The organism is Levilactobacillus parabrevis ATCC 53295 (assembly GCF_001434055.1).
GTDB lineage: Bacteria > Bacillota > Bacilli > Lactobacillales > Lactobacillaceae > Levilactobacillus > Levilactobacillus parabrevis.
In genome coordinates, this window is sequence record NZ_AZCZ01000008.1 from 35021 (window position 1) to 58189 (window position 23169).

Annotated in this window: 22 protein-coding genes; all 22 read right to left on the bottom strand. The window is 50.2% G+C overall.

Annotated elements, in window-relative coordinates; translation table 11 throughout:
• Window positions 1–262: 262 nt before the first annotated feature.
• The 22 genes from FD07_RS03330 to FD07_RS03435 all read right to left on the bottom strand — a co-directional run bounded on the left by FD07_RS03330 (window position 263) and on the right by FD07_RS03435 (window position 23144).
• Complete coding sequence (locus tag FD07_RS03330) at window positions 263–1906, bottom strand: peptide ABC transporter substrate-binding protein (protein ID WP_020088792.1); 1644 nt, start codon at window positions 1904–1906, stop codon at window positions 263–265.
• Window positions 1907–2016: 110 nt separating this feature from the next.
• Window positions 2017–3003, bottom strand: coding sequence for a ribose-phosphate diphosphokinase (locus FD07_RS03335; protein WP_020088793.1), 987 nt, complete (start codon window positions 3001–3003; stop codon window positions 2017–2019).
• A 159-nt stretch (window positions 3004–3162) separates the two neighbouring features.
• A complete protein-coding gene (gene recD2, locus FD07_RS03340) occupies window positions 3163–5712 on the bottom strand; it encodes an SF1B family DNA helicase RecD2 (protein ID WP_020088794.1) in 2550 nt (849 codons plus the stop codon).
• Window positions 5713–5730: 18 nt separating this feature from the next.
• Window positions 5731–6417 (bottom strand): tetratricopeptide repeat protein, encoded by a 687-nt coding sequence (locus FD07_RS03345; RefSeq protein WP_020088795.1) that lies wholly within the window; start codon window positions 6415–6417, stop codon window positions 5731–5733.
• Window positions 6418–6436: 19 nt separating this feature from the next.
• Window positions 6437–7096 carry a histidine phosphatase family protein gene (locus tag FD07_RS03350; RefSeq protein ID WP_020088796.1) on the bottom strand — a complete coding sequence of 220 codons (660 nt, stop codon included), beginning with the start codon at window positions 7094–7096 and terminating at the stop codon, window positions 6437–6439.
• Window positions 7097–7598: 502 nt separating this feature from the next.
• Window positions 7599–8726 carry a tRNA 2-thiouridine(34) synthase MnmA gene (mnmA, locus tag FD07_RS03355; RefSeq protein WP_020088797.1) on the bottom strand — a complete coding sequence of 376 codons (1128 nt, stop codon included), beginning with the start codon at window positions 8724–8726 and terminating at the stop codon, window positions 7599–7601.
• Between the two features lie 239 nt (window positions 8727–8965).
• Window positions 8966–9307: a DUF1831 domain-containing protein gene (locus FD07_RS03360; RefSeq protein ID WP_020088798.1), complete on the bottom strand. Its 342-nt coding sequence runs from the start codon at window positions 9305–9307 to the stop codon at window positions 8966–8968.
• Between the two features lies 1 nt (window position 9308).
• Window positions 9309–10517 (bottom strand): cysteine desulfurase family protein, encoded by a 1209-nt coding sequence (locus FD07_RS03365; protein WP_020088799.1) that lies wholly within the window; start codon window positions 10515–10517, stop codon window positions 9309–9311.
• A gap of 25 nt (window positions 10518–10542) precedes the next feature.
• Complete coding sequence (locus FD07_RS03370) at window positions 10543–11235, bottom strand: 5'-methylthioadenosine/adenosylhomocysteine nucleosidase (protein WP_020088800.1); 693 nt, start codon at window positions 11233–11235, stop codon at window positions 10543–10545.
• A 162-nt stretch (window positions 11236–11397) separates the two neighbouring features.
• Complete coding sequence (locus FD07_RS03375) at window positions 11398–11703, bottom strand: hypothetical protein (RefSeq protein ID WP_020088801.1); 306 nt, start codon at window positions 11701–11703, stop codon at window positions 11398–11400.
• Between the two features lie 9 nt (window positions 11704–11712).
• Complete coding sequence (locus FD07_RS03380) at window positions 11713–12255, bottom strand: NUDIX hydrolase (RefSeq protein WP_020088802.1); 543 nt, start codon at window positions 12253–12255, stop codon at window positions 11713–11715.
• A gap of 1 nt (window position 12256) precedes the next feature.
• Complete coding sequence (locus FD07_RS03385) at window positions 12257–12487, bottom strand: cold-shock protein (RefSeq protein WP_020088803.1); 231 nt, start codon at window positions 12485–12487, stop codon at window positions 12257–12259.
• A gap of 152 nt (window positions 12488–12639) precedes the next feature.
• Window positions 12640–13083: a hypothetical protein gene (locus FD07_RS12590; protein ID WP_020088804.1), complete on the bottom strand. Its 444-nt coding sequence runs from the start codon at window positions 13081–13083 to the stop codon at window positions 12640–12642.
• Complete coding sequence (locus FD07_RS03395) at window positions 13080–13547, bottom strand: Panacea domain-containing protein (protein WP_020088805.1); 468 nt, start codon at window positions 13545–13547, stop codon at window positions 13080–13082. Before FD07_RS03395 ends, FD07_RS12590 begins: the two co-directional genes overlap by 4 nt.
• A gap of 200 nt (window positions 13548–13747) precedes the next feature.
• Window positions 13748–16561, bottom strand: coding sequence for an isoleucine--tRNA ligase (gene ileS, locus FD07_RS03400; protein ID WP_020088806.1), 2814 nt, complete (start codon window positions 16559–16561; stop codon window positions 13748–13750).
• Between the two features lie 641 nt (window positions 16562–17202).
• Window positions 17203–17928 (bottom strand): DivIVA domain-containing protein, encoded by a 726-nt coding sequence (locus FD07_RS03405; RefSeq protein ID WP_020088807.1) that lies wholly within the window; start codon window positions 17926–17928, stop codon window positions 17203–17205.
• Between the two features lie 16 nt (window positions 17929–17944).
• A complete protein-coding gene (locus FD07_RS03410) occupies window positions 17945–18724 on the bottom strand; it encodes a YlmH family RNA-binding protein (RefSeq protein WP_020088808.1) in 780 nt (259 codons plus the stop codon).
• Window positions 18725–18747: 23 nt separating this feature from the next.
• The gene (locus FD07_RS03415; protein WP_020088809.1) at window positions 18748–19029 is read right to left on the bottom strand and encodes a YggT family protein; all 282 of its coding nucleotides are present in this window, start codon (window positions 19027–19029) and stop codon (window positions 18748–18750) included.
• Between the two features lie 12 nt (window positions 19030–19041).
• Complete coding sequence (locus tag FD07_RS03420) at window positions 19042–19476, bottom strand: cell division protein SepF (protein ID WP_020088810.1); 435 nt, start codon at window positions 19474–19476, stop codon at window positions 19042–19044.
• A gap of 42 nt (window positions 19477–19518) precedes the next feature.
• Window positions 19519–20790: a cell division protein FtsZ gene (ftsZ, locus tag FD07_RS03425; RefSeq protein WP_020088811.1), complete on the bottom strand. Its 1272-nt coding sequence runs from the start codon at window positions 20788–20790 to the stop codon at window positions 19519–19521.
• Window positions 20791–20813: 23 nt separating this feature from the next.
• On the bottom strand, window positions 20814–22145 hold the full coding sequence (gene ftsA, locus FD07_RS03430; protein ID WP_057161929.1) for a cell division protein FtsA: 1332 nt from the start codon (window positions 22143–22145) through the stop codon (window positions 20814–20816).
• Between the two features lie 141 nt (window positions 22146–22286).
• Window positions 22287–23144 carry a cell division protein FtsQ/DivIB gene (locus FD07_RS03435; RefSeq protein WP_020088813.1) on the bottom strand — a complete coding sequence of 286 codons (858 nt, stop codon included), beginning with the start codon at window positions 23142–23144 and terminating at the stop codon, window positions 22287–22289.
• Window positions 23145–23169: the final 25 nt, after the last annotated feature.

A 23169-nucleotide genomic window follows, 5' to 3' on the forward strand; every position in this document is an offset into this window, starting at 1 on the left:
GCCGCCCGAATTCGACTCAACGACAGGAGAGCCTTTCTGAAAACGCGGTTGTGGCACTTCAAGTGACGCAACTTCGCACAGGTTGAGAGGAGCCTGGCCCAACGCGAAGCCATTTTACGTGATTTTAAATTGTAAAAAAACAGAGCCCGGGATAAAATCCCAGACTCTGTTACTAGCCACTCTTATGTGGTTAAAACGTGCGCCAAAAGGCAGCCGATTCCGCTTAAAACTGATAACCACCTTTTGTCCCACTCTGATTAATCTATTTCTGAACTGCCATCCATTGGTACCCACGACTCATGCCGGCTGGGTTCCAAACGTAGCCACTGACCTTAGCGTTCCACATTTCAACCGTTGCGGGTTGATACAGTGGAATCACACCTTGTTGGGTCATCAGACGCTTTTCAGCGTTGACCAGGTCGTTGTACCGGGCCGTTGGCTTGTTGGCATCCTGATTTTCAGATTTCTTCACGTAGTTGTCATACTGGGCATCGGAGAAGCCACCATTATTGTTGGTGTTCCCCGTGCTCATCAACGACAAGAAGTTAATTGGGTCGGCGAAGTCAGCTCCCCAATTGGACAGGACCAAGTCGAAGTTTCCACTATTGGAACGGCTCAACCGCGTCTTGTAAGGCAGCGTGCTCAACGTAACTTTCACGTTAGGCAACTTCTCCAAGTCAGCTTGAATGTACTGAGCAACCGTCTTAGTCACACTAGTATCATCGGCCATCAGGGTCAGGTGCAATTCCTTCGTGCCACTCGCCTTCAAGCCAGCCTTCATCAACTGCTTAGCCTGTTTCAAGTCATAGGTCACGCCGCTCTTGACATAAGCATCCTTGGCAAAGTCCGCCTTAGTCTTCGGGTTCTGCGTCAAGTTCTGTGACACGAATCCTAGTGGTGCCTTGGACCCATCTCGGAGCACGCTCTTAGCGAGTTGTTGCTTATTGATGGCCATGGACAAGGCTTGACGAACCTTCAGATTCCGCAAAGCCTTGATCCGCTTTTGGTTCATCTGCATGTAGTAGGTCGAACCCCCGACAAACGTCTTCATATCCTTGTTGTTCTTCAGGTTGGCTACCTGCGTTCCATCCAAGGTCGTCGCATCCAATTTCTTTTGTTGATACAAGTTGAGGCCAGTCGATGGATCAGCCACGACTTGGAAGTTCATCTTCTTCAAGGTGATCTTCTTTTTATCCCAGAACTTGGTGTTCTTGACCAATTGCCAGTTCTGGTTAGTCCCCTGCCATTTGGTCATGACAAACGGCCCATCGTACGCCGTCTGGTCGCTGGAATGACCGTAGTCCTTGCCATACTTGTCCACAATACTTTGTTCCTGTGGGAAGAAGGTTGGAAAAGCCAACAACAGTTTGAAGTAGGCCACTGGCTTACTTAACGTCACTTGTAACTTGTATTTACCCAACGCCTTGACACCCAATTGGCTCGGCGCTAATTTTCCGCTTTGAACCTGACTGTAATTCTGAATACCAGCCATCAGATAAGCATATTCGGCCGCCGTCTTCGGGTTAACCGTCCGTTGCCAAGAGTAAACGTAATCCTTGGCCGTGACCGTCTTGCCGTCATTCCACTTATTATCGTGACGCAAGTTGAAGACGTAGGTTTTCCCGTTGTTGCTGACCGTGGTCTTCGTTGCCATCGCGTTAATCAATTTTTCATTTTTACCTAAACGATACAATCCCTCTTGCGTATGATACAACTGGGTCAAGCTCGTAGAGTCCGCTGCCTTGGAGACATCCAAGGTCGTGACTTCCGACTTGGTAGACAGTTTGACCTCTTGGTCGGCTGCCAGACCCGTCTTGTTCGAAGTCGTGGTCTTCCCGCAAGCAGCGAGACCGCCCACGACTAAAGCTGTGATTCCCAGTAAGATACCAAAATGTTTTCCTCTCAAACTACTCGCTCCTTAATCTAGATATTTGTGACGCCACCCATTCAACCCCTTTGCGGATTCGGTGGGGCATAAAATAAGAACCATCACCAGCGTGACGGCCCTCATCGTTGTTATTGCTTATGCTGCTTCAAAGCCTTGTGGAATAAGGAATCCACGGGTTCTTGGTGGTAAATGAGGTCCATGGCTTTACCAAATAACTCGCCAACGGACAATACGACAAATTTATCACTATTCTTTTCTTCTGGCAACTGAATCGAATCGGTAAAGACTACTTTTTCCAGTGGTGAGTCATCGATCCGTTCCGTTGCTTGACCAGACAGAACCGCATGCGTCGCACAGGCGTAAACGTCTGCGGCACCAGCAGCCTTCAAGGCGCGAGCGGAAACGGTAATCCGTAAGGCGGTATCAATGATATCGTCAACTAGGATGGCCCGTTTGCCCTTCACATCCCCGATAACGGCATCAGGATGCGCGGAATTCTCCGTATCATCCCGGTTGTCGATGATGGCGATGGGGGCGCCCAGCAATTCGGCTAACCGCCGTGCCCGACTCACACCAGCGTGGTCGGGAGCGACCACAACGAAGTTATCATCCGCCATTTCAGGGTTGTCCTCAAAGTAGCTGGCCAAAAGCCGGTCGCTTTGCAAATGATCCACCGGAATATCGAAGAATCCTTGTAACTGCGCCGCGTGCAAGTCCAGGGCAATCACCCGACTGACACCATCCATTTGAAGGAGTGACGCGATTAATTTAGCGGTGATGGGTTCCCGTGAACGTGCCTTACGATCTGCCCGTGAATACCCGTAGTATGGAATGACCACGTTAATTTTCTCAGCGCTGGCCCGCCGTGCGGCATCCACCATAATCAACAGTTCCATCAAGTTCGTGTTGACTGGATCTGAGACTGACTGAATGATAAACAGTTCGTCCCCACGAATACTTTCATCGATACTAATCTGAATTTCACCATCACTAAAGTGCTTGATCGTTGACTTACCCAGCTCAACGCCAGCAGCCTTCGCAATCTTTTCCGCGAGTGGCCGGTTTGAATTCAGTGCAAAAACTTTCATTCTGCCAGCTTCGACATGTTCTGCCATAACAGCCTCCCAGTGGGTTTCCCCAAATTCGTTTATATTTTAAGTTTACGTCGTGCTGCTTGCGGGATAATCCCCACTAAACTAAGACGCACAACGCCTAATTTACTGTTTATATTATCGCAATCTTTTCCCGGAAACGCAACGATTCGCGCCGCACTTTTAGGCTTTTGCCATAAATTGTGCCGGTGTGATTCCCTGCATCCCGATCATGGGATTAATCTGACGACCAAGCACTAACTCCGGTGTTAAGCGGTAATCGGTCGGTTCAGCCGCTGGTGACGCCTCTGATGAAGGCGTTTCCGGTGCTTCCTCACTCGGCGCCACCGTTTTCTCATTTCCGGTCGACATTTCTGCCGTTGGTGCGTTCTCACCAGAATCTTCGGTCGATTCACTTGCCGACACTGACGCAACTGCTCCCTCAGGATCCAACACGTGTTGAATCCGCGTGGTCAACGTCGTGTGGCGATTAACCGACAGATTGTTGACACAGGTGGCAAAAGCGTTAGGTTCCCCCAACAGGATCAACATGTCCGCCGCTCTGGTCACCGCCGTGTACAGCAGGTTTCGTTGGAGCATTCGGTTATACTGACCAACCATCGGTAAAATCACCATCTTGAATTCGGACCCCTGCGACTTGTGGATCGACATGCAGTAGGCCAGCGTCAGCCGGTTCCAGTCATTGCGTGAATATGTGACCTCGGTCTGCTCAAACGCAATCGTCAACTGATCGGCCTTGATTTCCTTGTTCTTAGCACTCAAGTCGATCCCCGTAATCGTTCCGATATCACCATTAAAGACGTTATTTTCGGGACTATTTACCAGGTGTAAGACCTTATCACCAATCCGGAATTTTTGGTTACGAAATTCAACTTCCTTAGTCCGCTCGGATTTCCGCGGATTCAAAATATCCTGCAAGACCACATTCAAGCGATCAATTCCAGCAGAACCACGGTACATTGGCGCCAGCACCTGAATATCACTCGCCGTAAACCCCTTGGCATGCGCCTTAGCCACGATTTGGTCAATCACGCTTTCAACCTGGTTAGCATGGCACGGAATGAACGACCGGTCTGGTTGATTCTTGGTAAAGTCAGCCGGTAGCTCCCCGTTCTTAATCGCATGGGCCAGTGGAATAATCGAGGAACCATCCCCCTGCCGGTAAATTGTGTCTAACTGAATCTTCTGCAGTTGGTCACTGGCCAATAGGTCGTGAAAGACTTGGCCGGGTCCCACGGATGGGAGTTGGTCCTTATCGCCCACGAGAATGACTTGCATGCCCACGGGGACCGCCCGCAACAACGTCTTCATTAGATAGACGTCGACCATCGACGTTTCATCGATGATCAGCAAGCCACCTTCTAGGTCCTTAGTGGCCGCGGCATCGAGATCATCTTCTCGTCCCGTCAGTCCCAACAACCGGTGAATGGTGCTGGCCGGCAAACCGGTCGACTCACTCATTCGTTTGGCAGCTCGGCCGGTCGGTGCGGCCAATAAGATTGGGAAAGGTTGCTCCTTGTAATCATTGATGTCGAGTGACACCTCGTGCAACCGGGCGTACAGGTTAACTAGGCCACGAATAATCGTGGTCTTTCCGGTCCCGGGTCCCCCGGTTAGCAGCATGACCTTCGCCTTCACGGCAGCGGTCAACGCGGCCGTCTGCGAATCGTCATACACGATGTCGGCCTGCTTTTCGACGATGCGGACCTGCTTTGCAATGGCCTCATCGTTGAATCGGTCATCGTCCTCGCCACCCTGTAACAGCCGTTGGAAATGTTCGGCAATTTGCCACTCGGCATCGTAGAGTGATTTCAGATAAATCCGCTGCTCGTCACCGACGACTTTCTCCTGCTTCGCCAGCTCGAGAAGTTGGTTCGCAATATCTTGTGGATTCAATCGCACATTCCGTGAATTCTCTAGGAGGCTCAGCGTATTCGCCAACAGTGGCTTAGCCGTAGTATAAGTATCCCCATTGGCAACGGATAGATCCGTTAGTGTCTGTAAGAGACCCGCACGCAACCGCTCTGGTCGATCGGCTGCGTAGCCTAACTGCGTCGCAATCTGATCGGCTCGTTTGAAGCTGACCCCGGTGATATCTTCGGCTAACTGGTAGGGATTGTCATGAATCACATCCAGTGTCTTCGCCTCATACCGATTGTAAATAGCGGCTGCCAGCGTGCTCCCAAAACCGTAACCGTTCAGACCAATGATGATCTGTTCCATCCCGTTATTAGTCTGCAACTGACTGACTAACGTTGCCACCACCTTGGGCGACAGGCCCAGCGGTGTCAAAACACTGCTGTCATCGAGAATCTTCTCAATGGCATTGGTGCCTAGCCCGTCGACGATCTTCTCCGCCGTCTTCTTCCCCAGCCCTGGAAAATCATCCCCGCTGAGATAGGCAATAACGCCACTACGGGATGTCGGCGTTTCATTCTGATAGTTGTCGGCCTGAAACTGCACACCGTACTTGGGATGCTCGACCTTCTTACCACTAAAGCGGTAGGTCACATCATCCTTCACGTCCGCGAAGTTTCCCGTCACAACGATTTCGTCTTCGTGCCAGTCCAGACTGGTCTCGGACACCTTGATCAGCATGACCTTGTAGAAACTATCTTGACTGGCAAAGAAGACCGCACTGACGGTGCCGACCACGTAATCGGCCTGATCGCCACTGTCGCCCGCGAATAAGTCTAGTGATTCGGATGCCATCTGCTCGTCTCCTCCTGACTACTCTTTGGTCTCGTTCTTTTGCGTCTGAATGAACCGCTCGATATCGGCCAGCTTCTTTTGACCCTTTTCAAAGTACCGTGGGTCTAACGACTTAGCCGCCTTAAAATACGGACCATAATCTTCGCCCTGAACCATAGCCACTAAGCCACGATCAAAGTTAGCCCGACCATTGTGATCGTCCAGTGCCAAAACTTGATCGTAGTACTGAGCAGCTTGGGCCATATTTCCCAGTGCCAGCAGGTTCTCAGCGACCACCTGTAACGTTGCAACGTCCTTAGGTTGACTGCCTAACGCGGTCAAACCAAAGACCAGTGCCCGTTTGTGATCACCACTTGCCATGTAGCTCTGTGCCATCATCAGGTAACCGGCACCCTTTAGCTGCGCACCCAGCTGGTCAAATTCGGCAATGGCTTTCGTGTAATCCTGAGCAGCGTAGTAGACGTTCCCCAAACCATAATGCAGCTTCTCCACGGCAACTGGTTGTGCCGCGAACAAGCCCAAGGCCTTCATCAAAAGTTCTTCTGCCTGCGCAAAAGAATTGAGATCGACTAGAACCGTTGCCAACTCGTAGTACGCATCCGCATCCCCCGGATGACTATCGATACGTTGAACCAATTCATGAACCATGTGTTCTGAGCGTGCTTTATCTTGGTCACGCCCCTGACCCGTTTGTTTTTCCGTCATTTTATTAATCACCTAATATCTAAATCGTGTCGGTCGGCGATGCTGCCGCCGTCAAGAAGCTCGTATCATTCCAGTCCAGCAAGTCAAAGCTGTGGCCACCATCCGTGGTCTCAAGCACCGTGACACTGGTATTTCGAATACCGCCTCGTTTTCGCAAATCCGGAAGTGGAGTGCCCAACAGCGCATTGATCTCCGCGTTGAGAGCAGCCCCGTGACTCACAATCAGGACGTTGGCCTTCGGCTGTGGATTGGCCCCAACGATTGCCTGGATACCAGGTGTCATGCGGTCAATAACTTCTTGGAAAGTCTCCCCGCCAATCCGACTGGTATCATACTGGTCGGGATGGTTACGGAAGGCATCCAGCTCAGCCGGGAACTGTGCTTTAACATCCTCAAACGCCATGCCCTCGAGCTGCCCCAGGTGAAATTCCTCGAGTCGACTCATCAGCGTTAGGGGCACGTGCTGGTGAAGCTCCTTCACAACGTGTTGGGCGGTCACCCGAGCACGACGAATGGGGCTTGAATAGGCGTGCTGAAAGCGCGTCTGACGCAAGAAGTGGCCCACCTGGACCATTTGCTGGTAACTCTCGGTCAGTAGCTCAGAGTCGCCCCCAGCGCCCTGAAACCGGCCCTCTAAATTCCACTGCGTCTTACCATGACGGACAAAGTATAATTTCAAAGTGTCGTCCCTTCCTCTCATCTCATTATGGGTTAAGCCCTTGGCGCCTTGCCGGGTGGCCCAAATCAACTGGAACGCTGGGGCGGGCGCCAGAAGCCAAAGAGCGGTCTTCTGACTTGTCTTTGAACCTCTAAAATCGAGTTTCAAAGACACCAATTCTCTAAGCGACCAAAAACGTCGCTAAGAGAATTCCCACGGCTAAGTTGATTTGGGCCACCCTCACGGCTTACACTGGCTTAACCCGTACCAATTCTTTCTATACCTGTCGTATTCTATCCATCTGCACTAGCTACGTTCTACAAAACAACTGTCGCGTTCTATCTCAATAACCTCAATAATACCACGCTAACATGCCCTTCAGAACCCCGTGCAGTCACATCACCTTATTATGCCAGTTTTCAGGTGATTTTCAAAGAAACAACTGCGGAAATTTCAAAAACCCGCCAACGAGATTGCTCTCGCTAGCGGGTTTCGATTGACTGTTTGGTTTAAATGGTCAGAACTAGATCAACTGTAACTCGCGATCCTTGTTGTAGGCAGCGTCGATAATGGCACTCCCCAGGCACTCGTCGCCGTTGTAGAAGACGACGGCCTGTCCAGGTGTGATGGCCCGTGCGGGATCGTCGAATTCAACGGTGACCTGCTGGCCGTCCTCACTCAAGTGAACGGTCACGCCAGTATCCTTTTGCCGGTACCGGAACTTAGCCGTGCAGTGGAAATCACTGCCGCGGTCAATCGTGTTGACCCAGTGAATGTCAGAAGCTGACAAATGCGTCGCGTAGAGGTGCTCGTTGTGGTACCCCTTGCCGACGTAAAGAATGTTCTTCGTCAGGTCCTTACCGATAACGAACCATGGCTCGTTGTCTTCACCGTCACCACCGATACCCAAGCCACGACGCTGACCAATGGTGTAGTACATCAAGCCGGCGTGATCGCCCTTGATCTCACCATCAACGGTCATCATCTTGCCGGGCTTAGCTGGCAAGTAGGTGTTCAGGAAGTCCTTGAAGTGACCCTTTTCACCGATAAAGCAGATTCCCATGGAGTCCTTCTTATCAGCGGTTGCCAAGCCAGCATTCTTAGCGATTTCACGAACCTGTGGCTTCACCAAGTCACCGATTGGGAACATCACGCGGTCCAACTGCTCCTTGGAAAGCTGACTCAAGAAGTAAGTCTGGTCCTTGTTCTGATCCACGGCACGCATCAAGTGCGCGTCGCCGTTCTCGTCGCGGGTCAACTGGGCGTAGTGTCCGGTCGCAATGTAGTCGGCACCGAGCTCCAACGCGTAGTCGAGGAACGCCTTAAACTTGATCTCTTTGTTACAGATCACGTCAGGGTTAGGCGTCCGACCCTTCTTGTACTCATCCAAGAAGTACGTGAACACGCGGTCCCAGTATTCCTTTTCAAAGTTGACGGAGTAGTAAGGAATGCCAATTTCTGAGGCAACCTTGGCTACATCCTTGTAGTCTTCTGTGGCGGTACAAACACCGTTCTCGTCCGTATCGTCCCAATTCTTCATGAAGACGCCGATTACATCATAACCCTGCTGCTTAAGCCGCAAAGCGACGACGGAAGAATCGACACCACCACTCATACCAACGACAACTCGCGTGTGGCTGTTGTCCTGCATGGTATCACCATCATTTCATTCAGATTCTGGAGAATCTACGATTTGAAGGTCGCATAAATCCAGTATTGCTTAGTTTACCTATTTTTCGTAAGTTTTGCAAGCCTGGTGTTCCCTTTCAGAAAAGGTGGTGGCAGCCTGCCCACTGTGGTCAACACCACGCCTACTCACAAAAAGGTGGCAGGTCTGGTTCGGCCTCCCACCTTTGGATCATCTATTTTAGACCTTCATTTACGAAACGACTACTTCTTCTGAATGATCTCGCGGTCAATCAGATTCTGCAGGATAAAGTGATATTGTTCCACGTTGCCCTCGGCGTGAGCACCCTTGAAGATGTTGACACGCCGGTTACCAGAAGCGTTGGTCGTCGACATCTTGAAACCACTGAGATCCTTAGCCACAATCACCCGTAGCATCTGGTTACGATTGTAGGGTGACGTTGGATCGACAGACCGTTCCAGCGTGTAGTTACCGGCGTTGGACAGTTGGAACCCGACATCCTTCAAAGCATAGGGCTTCACGTTTGGATTCAGCTCGTAAGTATCGGGGTCACCGTCAACTTGCATTTGCTTTTCAAATAACACGTTACTTCACCTCACTATGATTTTTGGCTAACCGCTTCACGATGGCGCTCACGTTCTCTACAAACGCTGCGATCTCATCGCTCGTCGTCTGTTGCCCAAAGGACAAGCGAATCGACTCTGCGATCCGGGGACTCTTTTCACCAAACATCGCCGTTAAGACGTGCGACGGTTCGATGGAACCCGCCGTACATGCCGACCCACCGGACACGGCAATTCCTGCCAAGTCCAGATTGGTCTGCATCACGTAAGTCGAAATTCCCTTGATCCAAATGTTCAGCACGTGATCGAGGTTTTCACCCACGTCACCCAGCGACCCGTTGATTTCAAAGTCCACGCCGTTATCGGTCAGGCCTTTAACGACCTGTTCCTTGAAGCCGTGGAAACGAGCCCGCTTTTCAGCCTTAGCTTCCGGCGTCAACAGTTCAGCGGCCTTAGCAAAACCAGCGATGGCAGGCACATTTTCCGTTCCGGCGCGCCGCTTTTCTTCCTGGTCGCCCCCCTTGATCAAGCTAGGGAAGTTGACCCCCTCACGCTTGTAAAGGAACCCAATCATCTTGGGACCGTTGATTTTGTGCGCCGATGTCGACAACATGTCGATGTGGTCACGCTGGACGTCGATATCGAGCAAGCCATAAGTCTGCACGGCATCGGTGTGGAACCACGCCTGGTGGTCCTTTAGGATCTCACCAATTTCGTGAATCGGCATCCGACTACCAACCTCGTTGTTACCCATCATAATGGTTACGAGAATCGTGTCGTCACGCAAGGCCGCCTTGAAGTCATCGAGGCTGATATTTCCGTGCTCATCAACGGGCAGATAAGTCACGTCAAAGCCCTGTTCCTCCAACGCATGAAGGGGCTTCAGGACCGCTTCGTGTTCGATCTCCGTGGTGATGATGTGCTTACCCAGCGATTGGCGTGCAAGGGCAGTCTGCGTAATGGCGGTGTTGTCACCTTCACTACCACCACTGGTAAAGATAATTTCTTCATCACTGGCAGCATTAATACTGTTGGCGATGACTTGGCGACTGTTTTCCATGACCGTGTGGGCTTGACGACCCAAGCCGTAAAGCGTGGAAGCATTCCCGTACACGTTCGTCATCTTATCCATCATCTCAGCCAAGACCTCTGGGGCCATCGGCGTCGTGGCAGCGTTGTCCAGATAAATTTCCTTGACGGCGTTGCTGTTCTCAATATGAATCTCTTGCACCCTTAAAACCTCCTGAACGGCCGAGTTAGTCTTGTGCGGCTAACAGGGCTAATAGCATCTGAGCAGAACGGTGTCCCGCATCAATAATAAAGTCATCAAAATTAACGCCAGAGTCATTATCGGCGTTATCGGACATGGCCCGAACGACCACGTAAGGCACGTCAAATTGGTGAGCAACTTGGCCCACTGCGGCCCCTTCCATTTCACCAGACAAGGCATCTGGGAAGTGTCCCATAATATCCTTGATGGTTTCGGGACTGTTTAAGAACTGGTCACCGGAAACGATTAGGCCTAACTTGGTCTTCAAACCGGTGTCGGCTGCGGCGGCCACAATCTTTTCGCCCCATTCCTTGGAAGCCTCGAACCGGGCTGGTTGTTGTGGCAATTGGCCGTATTCATAGCCAAAGGCCCGGGCATCGGCATCGTGATACGCCGTTTCAGTGGAAACAACCACGTCACCAATATTCAGGTCAGGTGCCAAAGCACCGGCAGAACCGGAATTGATGACGATATCCACGTTGAATTGGGTAATCAGTAAGGCCGTCGTCAAGCCGGCTTCAACTTTACCAATTCCAGAACGGACCAAGACGACCTGTTGGCCGCTGATGGTGCCTTCGTAAAATTCAAGACCGTGAATATCCGTGGTCTTGGCGTCTTGTAAGGCGTCGTGTAGTTCCTTGATTTCTTCTTCCATGGCGCAGAGAATTCCAAATGTCATGTGTGGTATTCGCTCCTTAAAATTTATCGTCGTTTTTAGCGGTCACCACGACATAAATGTGATGACCGACAGGGTGATGTGACACTGCCCACCACCAGTTATTCAGTCAGTTTACAGCGCGTATGCCGCTAGTCCGACAGGCATTACGCCACTATTCTACGGTTAATGCATGAAGAATAGAATCAGATAAACAATAATGATCATTGCAGCTAACCAAAAAATCGCCCAGTTTAGGCGGTGGCCCAGCCGTTTTTGTTTCATTTCGACGGGACTGACACGCTGGTCAATGGGTGGTTCGTTGGTTGGCTCGTTTCCCTTAGGATTGCCATGTCTTCTGGCATAGTCCTTTTCGACCTGAACCCGTTTGCGGTCGCGTTCCTGAAAGTCCTTTTCGGCCTGTTCCTGCTCGCGCCGGTAGTCGGCTCTGGTCCTGGGTTGATCGTCGTTTTCTTGCCAATCATTGTGCATTGCTGTCACCTACTTCTGCAATAGCCAGTAATAGATGGCCGTAATCGTCTTGGCGTCGTTGATCTCGCCACTCTCAATCATGGCCTGTGCTTCAGACTTTGTGACGGTCATCAATTCCAAATTTTCCCCTTGGTCCCGAGGAAGTTCGGTGGTCACGGGCTTGAGGTCCGTTGCCATGAATAGCGTCATGTATTCATCAGAAAAGCCAACACTGGAGTAGAATCCGGTAATCCGTTTTAACTGGCCCGGTTGATACCGAATTTCTTCGTTCAGTTCCCGGATAACAGCGTGTTCAACGTTGTCGGCATCACGACTGTCCAACTTACCCGCTGGAATCTCCAGGGTCGTAGCGGCGATTGGTGCTCGCCACTGGCGTTCCAAAATCATTTTATTATCATCGGTCAACGCTAAAATGCCGACCGCACCCGCGTGACGCACGATTTCTCTGGTCGCAGCATCCCCGTTAGGTAGGCGGACACGTTGCCGTTCTAATTTCACAATCACACCGTCATACAGGTCCTCGGTGGATTCAACGTGTTCTTCTAAATCCATGTTAAGCCTCCTCCGCACTGCCCATTTTGACTGGCGTCACTTTGGCTGCTTGTGGCCCACGGATGCCTTGGACAATCACGAATTGCACGGTTTGGCCGGCTTCGAGTTTCCGAAAGCCTTCACCCTCGCCGATAATGCCCGTGTAATAGACAAAGACATCTTCACCGTCTGGCGTGGTAATAAAACCAAAACCGCGTTGTTCACTATAACTTTTTACTTTTCCGGTTAACATGGTATCCCTCCCATACATAGCCCAAATTATACTCGCTTGACCGGTAGACCGCAAACACGGGGGCTTATTGCCGGTTTACTGGCGGTTGAAGAATAAAAATAATAGAAATACTTACAAAAAACTACCCCGCCAACGGCGCAGTAGTTTAATCATTAATGTTTATATAATTTAAATTTAGTATCGACGGCCAGAACGTAAAACGTCTTTTCCTGAATCTTACCAATAACTCGACCAGTATTAGCCAATCGAAAAATCCAATAGTCGGGTAAACAGTCCTCATGCCGATGGGATTGGACAAACTCTGGATTGATTGCCAATCTTACTGCCGTTTCCGGTAAATTCTCTAACCCAACACTTTTGGACCAACCCAGGATTACATTAAAATTATCAGACGAGAGCCGAACCATTTTGTCGAATAATTTTGCTTTGACAATCTTGCTAAACCCCTTATCTTCAAAATTAAACCGCCTATCTCTCGTCACAAAAGACAAGTTAAAAGCCAAACGGTCAGGGTCAAAGTGCAACTGTTTTCTGAGGTCAATCTTTATATGCCCTGTTTCAAGATATTTAGGATTCAACCGAACGTTTTTGCTCATTGCAAAACGACTTCAGCTTTGAAAAAAGCCGTCATCAATTCGGATGTAATCACACCATTGGGGACAGTCTCCTGCCACGGACGTTCCGTGTGTGTTTGTTGCATCAATTCAGTGGCAGACATATCCCCGAATGCTTGCCAGACGGCCTTCAATATGATGCCCAAATCAGAATCTGACGGAATGCTGGTATAGTCCGCAATAGCTTGCGGATCTTCACTAAGATTGCCAACAATTCCGCGTTGACCACTGTACTTTTCATGAACCTCACGAACAACCGGGCCAAACTTCCAAGCAATAATATCATTGGAAAATGCCTTTTCGCCGTGGACCGCCAAGTACGTCCCCTGAACATAATATAATAACTTCATAACCTTCATTTGCGTCAATTCATCAGCCTTAATCGTCCGCATGTCAGCATTACTGGTCACTCTAAACCAGTTAACAATCTTAAAAACGTCGGTCATAAAGTCATCCCCTTTTTATGAAAATTAACACTACGAGCAGTATACCCGACTTGTGTGTTCCGTGTAAACAATTTAAGTTGTAACATGCCATCATTCTCGGATGCCCCCGCACCAAAAAAGTGCCGCAAAGCCCAACTACCCAAGCAGGCAGTCATCTTTGCGGCACAACTTAATTTTCAGTTAAGGCAAGCACTCAAAGCTTACTTTTCTTCAAAACCTTCCGTTGCCGTTTCAGGATAGTTCTCCCGAACGATAGCGGCACAGCGGGCACAGAAGTGAGGATAGTCTTTGTCACTACCAACATCTTCTTTGGTCAAACGACAACGGTCACAGACCTCACCAGCAGCTGGCGTAACCTTGACGGCGACGTGATCGAAGCTCAGCGCATCGGCTGGAGCTTGATCCAGGTCGGCAAAGTCTAAACCAGAAACCAGTAAGATTTGTTGCACGTCAACGTCTAACTTGTCCAACAACGTCTTGGTTTGGTCGTCAATGTACAAGTCCAGGTGGGCCTCAGCAGCCTTCCCAATCAACTTGGCATTCCGGGCTTCTTCCAAGGCCTTCAGAACGTGGCTCCGCAGCTTCATGAAGTGATCCCAAGCAGAGTTTTCACTGCTGTCTTCCACTTCGTTAGCGTCATCCATGTCCAGAACCTTAGGCATTTCGGCCAATTGCACGAAGTCTTCTGGTTCTTGCAGGAAGCCCCAGAGTTCTTCAGCGGTGTGTGGCAGGATTGGCGTGATCAACTTAGTCAAGCTAACGGCAATCTGGTAGAAGACCGTTTGCATGGACCGGCGTGCCTTGCTGTCAGCGGCATCAATGTATAAGATGTCCTTGGCAAAGTCCAGGTAGAAGGCGGACAGGTCGGTGACGACGAAGTTGATGAGTTCCTTGTAGATGTTCAGGAAGTCAAAGTTATCGTAATGCCCTTCCACGCTCTTCGTGAATTCGTTGAGCTTGTAAAGCATGTGACGGTCAACCGCGGTCAGCTGATCAAAAGCAACGGCGTCGGTCTTAGGATCGAAGTCGCTGGTATTTGCCAGCAAGTAACGCATGGTGTTCCGCAACTTCTTGTAGCTGTCAGAAATTTTGACGAAGGCTTCCGTAGAAACGCGAACGTCGGCTGAGGAATCAACGGAAGTGACCCAGAGACGAACGATGTCGGCCCCCATCTTCTTGATGATCTCGTCAGGAGCAATCGTGTTCCCCAGGGACTTGGACATCTTGTGACCCTCTTTGTCCAACGTAAACCCTTGTGAAACGACTTGCTTGTAAGGTGCCTTGCCGGTAGCGGCAACACTGGTGATTAAACTAGAGTTGAACCAACCACGGTATTGGTCGGAACCTTCCAAGTAAAGGTCTGCTGGGAAATCGAGGTAATCGCGTTCAGCCAAGACCCCTTGATGTGATGAACCGGAGTCGAACCACACATCCATGATGTCGGTTTCCTTCGTGAATTCACCATTTGGTGAGTGTTCACTAGTAAAGCCTTCGGGCAATAAGTCCTTGGCATCACGTTTGAACCAGATGTTTGAGCCGTATTGGCCGAACAAGTCAGCGACATGTTCCACCGTTTCTGGTGTGATGATTGCCTCACCATCTTCACCATAGAAGATTGGCAGTGGCACACCCCAGACCCGTTGCCGGGAAATAACCCAGTCGCCACGGTCCTTGATCATGTTGGCTAACCGCCGTTGACCCCAGTCAGGCTGGAACTTAACGTCTTTCAACGTTGCCAAGATTTCATCACGAATCTTGTCCACAGAAGCGAACCACTGTGGCGTTGCCCGGAAGATAACGGGCTTCTTCGTCCGCCAATCGAATGGGTAACTGTGTTCGTATGGCATGTAGTCCAGCAAGGCGTTGTTAGCCTTCAGCTTGTCCAACGCGATTTGGTTAGCATCTTCGTAGAAGACACCAGCAAAGTCGGGACCTGCTTCTTCGGTCATGTACCCTTGGTCGTTGACTGGTACTAAGACGGGCAGATTGTACAGCTTACCCACGTTGAAGTCATCTTCCCCAAGACCTGGTGCAGTATGAACCAAACCAGTCCCGGAATCGGTCGTGACGAAGTCGCCTAACATAACCACTAACTTACGGTCGGCAATGAATGGGTGTTGGGCAATGATATTGTCCATATCTTGGCCCATCACCGTCTTCAAGACTTTGACGTCTTTCCAACCAAAGCGTTCGGCATTTTCAGCAACCAAGTCGCTGGCCAAGACAAACTTACGATCTTCACCGGCAGGTTGGACAACGGCATATTCGATACCAGCATCGATGGTGATCCCTTCAGAACCAGGAATGGTCCAAGGGGTCGTGGTCCAAACGACCAAGTAAGTATCGTCATCTAAGACGCCCTTACCATCAACGACCTTTTCTCCATAAAAGGCGGAAGGTGAGGTCACATCGTGGTATTCAACTTCGGCTTCAGCCATGGCTGATTCGGAGGACCATGACCAGTAGACTGGCTTCTTCCCCTTGTAGATCAACCCACGCTTGGCCATTTCACCAAAGACCCGCACTTCAGCGGCTTCGAATTCTGGCTTTAACGTTAAGTAAGGATTGTCCCATTCAGCGGAAACGCCTAACCGCTTGAAGCCTTCACGTTGTTGGTCAACTTGCTTCAAAGCGTATTCGCGACAGAGGTCACGGAAGTCGGCAGTCGACATCTTCTTCCGGTCGTAGCCGGCCTTCGTCAACTGTTGTTCGATTGGCAGACCATGGGTATCCCAACCAGGAACGTAAGGTGCCCGGTAGCCGCTCATCGACTTGTAACGAACGATAATATCCTTGGAAACCTTGTTCAACGCGTGCCCCATGTGGATGGGACCGTTAGCGTATGGTGGGCCATCGTGCAAAATAAACGATGGCTTCCCCTCATTTAATTTTTGGCGGGCTTCATAAATCTTGTTTTCAGCCCAGACTTTTTGCCGTTCAACTTCTTTAACCGGCAAATTGCCACGCATTTTGAATTTGGTTTTACCCAGGTTCAACGTGTCTTTCACTCGCATACCGTCATTTCCTCCTTATGATTAAGTCCTTCACGGTTGATGAACCGGTGAGCTCAAGCCAGTCTAACTGGCCTCAGCTCACCGGTCTACCGGACCGATTGTATCCTGATGATCATGCAAAATAATTATCTTATGCTCCGAAGTGCCCCCGGAGCAGATTACCAAACTTGCCTTGCTTAGTATAACAGGTTAACACCGGCCAGCTGGTAATCGGGGCCTCGCTGTTGACTATTTTTTGGCAGGATTGCACTGGTGCTCCTCTACCATTACACAGCCGAAACGTGCGCCACAAGGCAGGTCCCTGCGCTTAACCCCAATAAGGAAAAAGCCAGACCCGGGCTTTTATCCTTATTGACGTTAATGCTCGGGACCTAACCGCCTTGTTCTGCACTCTTTCCAAACAAAAAACGACCCGTCGCAAGGGACGAAGTCGTTCGTGGTACCACCCAAATTCAGAAAGCGGCGGTTACCGCCTTCCCTCAAGACGCCGTATCGGGGCGCTTCCGCCGTTGCTTACTGTTGGTTCAGCCACGGGACTTGGAGAATGATACCAGCTAAAAAGAGGTGACGTTAGCCTTCCACCATCGCTAACTCGCTTGTGTCGTCTTTTTTAGTTGACTGATTTCTCTGTCATTTATTATTTATTGTTGGTCTTGATCAAAATGCGGTTGATCGTTGTCTGGGAAAATCACAACGGTCTCGCCATTATAATCATTCGCATCCGTCACTGGGGCTTCTTGGACCGGGGCATCATCTGCCACCGCCGTCTCACCACTTGGTTGGGATGTGTTTGAGTTTACGCCTTGAGCTGTATCATTGTCAAGCCGGTCGCCAACGACCTTCTTGATTTCTTCGTAGCTGGACATGGACCCTTCCTTTAACAGGCTGTCCCAATCATTGGACTTAACCACTTCCAACTGACTTTCCAGCATAACTTGTAGACGTTGACGGAAGACCCGGGTACTCTTCTTCAAGTCATCAGTCTCCACGGCCAACTTCTTGGCCCGCTTCGAAGCTTCGTCCATGATCTGATTGCCCTTGTTCGTGGCTTCAGAAACAATATCAGAACTCTGCTTTTGCGCTTCTCTGATGATGATTTCGGATTCCTTTTGAGAATTAGCCTTAACCTTATCCGCAGCTTCTTGCGCAACCAAGATAGATTGGTTAAGAGAGTCCTTCAAGTCGTTAAAGTACTTGAGTTTCCCGTTTGCTGCATCTAATTGTTCCTCTAATTCCTTATTGTGATTCAACGTAATTTGGTAATCTTTGATGACTTGATCCAAGAAATCATTGACCTCATCAACGTTGTAACCACGCATCTTCGTGCCAAACTCTTTATTATGAATGTCTAATGGACTTAGTACCATTGTGTTCCCTCCGCATCTATTTCTTCAACACCGCTAGGGTGACCCGAATTTTTTCCTTTTTCGTACGGCCGGCAATCTCGTCTAACCGCACCCGACCAAACCCTCGGACCGACACGATGTCAGCCACGTCGAGCTCGTAATCCGGCTTGATGGTTTCCGTCCAGTTGACCCGGACGTGATTGCCTTCAATCAATTCCTTCGCGCGGTGCCGGGATAAATGGAAGCCGGTCCCCACGATGTTGTCTAACCGCAATGACGATAGGGTTGCAGACTCCGCTTCCCACTCGTCTAACGGTTGAATCAACGCAGCAAAGTCGCTGACCACTAGCCGGGACTTGACCCGACCAATGTGATCGACCTGCCCCGTCAAATAATCGGCCATTGACGACTCCGTCACGACCTGCCACGTTTCGCCATCGGTCAGGATATCGCCCAAAATTTCACGTTCGATCCCCGAACCCAACAACGTCCCCAAAATCTGGCTGTGATGTAACGTGGCAAACTTCACCGGATAATCTACCCGTAACAGTGTTAACTCGAAGTCTTTCTCCTCGGGTTCGTAATAATCCGGAAAGAACAGGGCGCGTTGCATCTCAGCCATTTTGTGGCCACCGCTAAATTGAACCTTCACGTCCGCACGGTGTGCTAACGTGGTGGCAATATAGACTTGCCGTGGGTTCAAGAAATGCGTGAGGACGGGGCGGTACTCGTCCGCCACCTGTTGAAGCCAACCACCGACAGCATCAATAAACGGTGCTTCATCCGGTCGAAAATGTTGTGTGACGTTCTCATCCATGTCTCAAACCTCCCCTTGATTCGTCAAACGAGTAGACTCAGTACAATGTACTGCAGGTACTGCAAACCGTATTGAACCAACGATAGGACGATGATGGCCACGACTGGGCCAAATCCTAACGGTCCAACCGAAATGAAATTAAAATAACTTAGAAATGGCTCGACCAGCCGGCCAATGAACTGACCTAACTTCGACTGGTAAGCCCCAGGCAACCAACTCATCAGCGCGTACACCACGATCAACATGATGTAGGCACTCACGACCCAGCCTAAAACCTGGAAAATCAAATTCACAATCGTTAACAAGGCGTCGCTCCTTTACTTCGTAAACTGCGTTCCTAGATTTGCCGCGACGTCGCCGCTAACTTCAAAGTTATGCGGGGTGCACAGAAAAATCTGTTCACCGATCCGCTTGATCTCGCCACCCACAGCAAATGCGGTCCCATTTAAGAAATCTACGATGCGCTGTGCTTGTGGCTCATCGACCCGCGCAAAGTTCACGATGACGGCATCGCCACCTGTAAGCTGTTTGGCAATCGACTTCGCATCAGAGTAGATCCGGGGTTCACAAATTGCGATATGACTGGCATTGGGTTTTGCATTGCGCATGGCAACCACCTTTCGACTATCGACTGGCCGATTAGGGGTAGCTGGCGTTGGGTTCGCTACCGGAGCTGTTTCGGGTTCCTGATAGTCTTCGTCATAATCATCGTTGACACCGAAAAATCTGCTTAGACTAAACTTCTCCGCCATGGTTGGCCACTCCTCTCATAACGACTCCTACCTGGGACGCCCTTACTTGCGCCGACGCTTGAAGAACGGTGGCGTGTCCTCGCCCTTATTGCTATCATCAGCCGGTGCACTGTCATTGTTAGAGCTAGGGTTGAAGATATTAAAGTCTGGCTTGTCAACTCCGGCAAATTCATCATGAGATGAACTAGCCTTGGGTTCTGGCCGGTGGGCAGGTTCGCGGATGTCCCAGTTACCAAATGGATCTTGATCCGTTTCATTCTTACTTGCTTGGTTATTTTGTGATTCAGTGTTGTTGCCTTGTTGATTGGATTCACGCCGAGCAACCCGACTGTGTTGGGCAGCCTCGCGTTCTTCCTTCTTCTTGTCGATCCCGGTAGCAATCACCGTGACCCGAACTTCATCGCCGAGTTCTTCGTCGATGGACGTCCCGAAGATGATGTTAACATCGCTGGTAGCGGCGTCAGACACGATTTGTGAAGCGGCTTGGGCTTCAAACAAGGACAGGTCTGGCCCACCGGTAATGTTCAGCAGGACTTGCTCGGCACCATCGATAGAAACTTCCAGCAGTGGTGAGGAGATAGCCTTCTTGGTAGCGTCTTCCGTCCGGTTTTCACCGTTGGCAGAGCCGATACCCATCAATGCAGCCCCTTGATCCTTCATGACCGTCTTCACGTCAGCGAAGTCCAAGTTAACGTAGCCAGGACTCGTAATCAAGTCAGAGATCCCTTGAACCCCTTGACGTAACACATTGTCAGCTTCTTGGAAGGCTTCCATCATTGGTGTCTTCTTGTCGACAATTTCTAACAGGCGGTTGTTGGCGATGACGATCAGCGTATCAACGCTTTCCTTCATGGCAGCGACCCCTTCAGCGGCAAAACGACCGCGGCGTGGACCTTCAAAACTAAATGGCCGGGTCACAACCCCCACCGTCAAAGCACCGCCATCCTTGGCAATCTTAGCGACGATTGGGGCAGCACCGTTCCCGGTACCCCCGCCCATCCCAGCGGTAACGAAGACCATGTCAGCGCCATCTAAGGCTTCCGTGATTTGTTCTTCACTTTCTTCGGCAGCCTTGGCCCCAATCTCAGGGTTGGCACCAGCACCAAGTCCCTTGGTCAGTTTCGGGCCAAGTTGAATCTTGGTTTCAGCCTTAGAAGCTTCCAAGGCTTGGACATCGGTGTTGGCAACGATAAATTCGACACCCTTAACGTCTTCGGCGATCATCCGGTTGACGGCGTTGTTACCCCCGCCCCCGACACCGATGACTTTGATATTCGCGCCGTGATTTTGCGCTGAATCTAGTGAGTATTCCATATTTGTATTTCCTCCATCTCGCATTAGTCGAAGAAGTCGCTAAAGAACTTCCGGAACCCTTCAGTTCGCTTTTTCTTTTCTTTTGGTTGTTTAGCCTTCGGAGTCTGACCAGATTGTGCCGGAGCATTGTTAGCAGCCTCTTGGGCGGCTTCTCTGGAACGAATCTCGTCAGTCTCATCGGCTAATTGGGTGGAGCCAGTCAAAGCGCTCTTGATGAGCAAGTCAATCTCACTCAGATCCCCAAAGTATTTCACTAAAGCTAGTGCCAACGTGAACGATGGGTGCCGAAGCCCCATCTGATCGGGCACGTAGACCCGAACGTTGGTCCCAAATTCATCCGTAGCCAAGTCAGTGATGCCTGGCAGCGCAGCTACGCCACCAGTCAACACGATACCCCCCGGTAACTCTAAGGCTTGGACTTTGTCTAGGTTAGACCGTAGACGTTGGAAAATTTGGTCAAGTCTAGCTTCAATAATTTCAGCTAAGTATTTTTCCGAAATTGGTGTTGGTTGGCTTTGACCGACCACATCAACTGGGAACTCATCCTCGTCGCTGGCTTGCGTTGCATCGGCGTAACCATAATCGCGCTTGAGTTTTTCCGCGCTGTCCAGGGAAGTGTTCAAGACCACCGAGATATCCTTGGTGATGAATTGCCCACCTTCCTGGTCGACATCAATGTATTTTAACTGGTGGTCGTGAATCACGGCTGCCGTAGCTTGTCCGCCACCAAGATCAATCAGGATGGTCCCAAAGTCTTGTTCACCATCATTCATGACCATCATGCCTTGTGCCATCGGGTTGATAACTGTCCCCCGCAGGTTAAGGCCAGCTTGTTCCACGGCTTTGCGGGTATTGTGCATGATCGTCTTGGGTCCAGTAAACAACGTCCCGTGAATTTCAAGACGAACGCCGACCATCCCCCGCGGATCCTTGATCCCGTCAAAACCATCGACCACAAATTCGTCGGCTAAGATGTCCACGACTTCACGTTCTGGTGATAAGCTCTGAATCAACGCGGCACTGGCGACCGTCCGGACGTCACGCCCCGTAATTTCACGAGATTGATCGTCAATGGCGATCATCCCGCTACATGGTTCAATCTTTAACATATTTGCGGGAATTCCCACAATTACATCGTGAATTTCGATGCTGGCCTTCTCTTCGGCTTGTCGAACGGCGCGCTGAATCGCTTCAGCTGCCTTGTCAATGTCCACGATAACTCCGCGACTGACACCATTCGAACGTTCATTTCCCACACCAATAACGTTCATTTGCCCTTTAACATTCTCAGCAACAATGACTTTTATTGAGGTGGTTCCTATATCGAGACCAACGTACATCCCTGAATTATCCATAGAAAAAGGAACCTCCTAAGTTAATCTAATATCAACACTGCATGAATTCGCTTTTTCCCCTAATTATTTTTCAGTTTACCACATTTACTAGGGGTTGAAAAAGCCTAATTGACGCTTTTTCGCCGTTGCAATCAAAATGAATTATTTTGTAAAGGGGTACGAGTACGCCCCAACCTCCAAATTGACCACACCTTTTTGTTTCATTTTCGCTGCAATCCCCGGGTAATACGCCATTTTCTGGGCGAAAGTTGGGATGCTAGCGTAGACCTCATTACCATCATTCATGAACAAGTGGACCCGGTTCGGATTGTCCTTATTCGGCGCATCATGAATTTCACTGATACTTCGTTTAATTTCCGAATCGAGCTTGGCATATTGCAAAATCATCTGGTGAAGGCGCTTGGTATTCTTGAAATTACCGTAAACCGGAGTCCCACTTTTAGGTTGGGTCACTGATTGTTCACTAACAATACCATTTTCCAAGACTTCATAGTAACGATTCTGCTTCATGACATATCCCGCCGTAACGTACTCGGTCACGTGGACCGTCGCCCGGTTAGGTCGCTGGAAGTGAATGGTTGCCTGCTTGAGGCGTGAATTTCGCCGGGGAGCCTGCCGTTCGAATTGCTTGGTATGCCCCCACAGCTTGAAGATTGAATCACCCGGTCGAACCTGCACCGCACGCTGAACACGTTGAGCACTCAACACATCGGCACCAGTAACCGTCACCGTCTTGAAATGACTCAGTGGCGAGATCAAATAGACCATCGCCAGGATCACCACCGTAAAGCTGGTCAACAGTATCGTTAACCGGCGGACCAACTTACGGTTTCGTTGATGCTTCAATCGCGGTAACTTGTCACCGATACGCTTAGCTTGATGAACCCACTTGGGTGCTTTGGCCTGCTTGCGCTGTGCCGCTGCCTTGCGTTGATAATTCTCCCAGGGCGTTAATGTTTCTTGTTGCTTCTTATCGTTGCGGTTCAAACGAAACTTCACAGCCGCACACCTCCCACTTGCTGGA

Coding starts and splice junctions, on each gene's coding strand:
- ftsZ (WP_020088811.1), bottom strand. CDS start 20,790: ATGGAATACTCACTAGATTCAGCGCAAAATCACGGCGCGAATATCAAA.
- FD07_RS03405 (WP_020088807.1), bottom strand. CDS start 17,928: ATGGTACTAAGTCCATTAGACATTCATAATAAAGAGTTTGGCACGAAG.
- FD07_RS03420 (WP_020088810.1), bottom strand. CDS start 19,476: ATGGCGGAGAAGTTTAGTCTAAGCAGATTTTTCGGTGTCAACGATGAT.
- FD07_RS03410 (WP_020088808.1), bottom strand. CDS start 18,724: ATGGATGAGAACGTCACACAACATTTTCGACCGGATGAAGCACCGTTT.
- FD07_RS03380 (WP_020088802.1), bottom strand. CDS start 12,255: ATGGATTTAGAAGAACACGTTGAATCCACCGAGGACCTGTATGACGGT.
- FD07_RS03335 (WP_020088793.1), bottom strand. CDS start 3,003: ATGGCAGAACATGTCGAAGCTGGCAGAATGAAAGTTTTTGCACTGAAT.
- FD07_RS03370 (WP_020088800.1), bottom strand. CDS start 11,235: ATGACATTTGGAATTCTCTGCGCCATGGAAGAAGAAATCAAGGAACTA.
- FD07_RS03395 (WP_020088805.1), bottom strand. CDS start 13,547: ATGACCGACGTTTTTAAGATTGTTAACTGGTTTAGAGTGACCAGTAAT.
- FD07_RS12590 (WP_020088804.1), bottom strand. CDS start 13,083: ATGAGCAAAAACGTTCGGTTGAATCCTAAATATCTTGAAACAGGGCAT.
- FD07_RS03375 (WP_020088801.1), bottom strand. CDS start 11,703: ATGCACAATGATTGGCAAGAAAACGACGATCAACCCAGGACCAGAGCC.
- FD07_RS03345 (WP_020088795.1), bottom strand. CDS start 6,417: ATGACGGAAAAACAAACGGGTCAGGGGCGTGACCAAGATAAAGCACGC.
- ftsA (WP_057161929.1), bottom strand. CDS start 22,145: ATGGATAATTCAGGGATGTACGTTGGTCTCGATATAGGAACCACCTCA.
- ileS (WP_020088806.1), bottom strand. CDS start 16,561: ATGCGAGTGAAAGACACGTTGAACCTGGGTAAAACCAAATTCAAAATG.
- recD2 (WP_020088794.1), bottom strand. CDS start 5,712: ATGGCATCCGAATCACTAGACTTATTCGCGGGCGACAGTGGCGATCAG.
- mnmA (WP_020088797.1), bottom strand. CDS start 8,726: ATGCAGGACAACAGCCACACGCGAGTTGTCGTTGGTATGAGTGGTGGT.
- FD07_RS03385 (WP_020088803.1), bottom strand. CDS start 12,487: ATGTTAACCGGAAAAGTAAAAAGTTATAGTGAACAACGCGGTTTTGGT.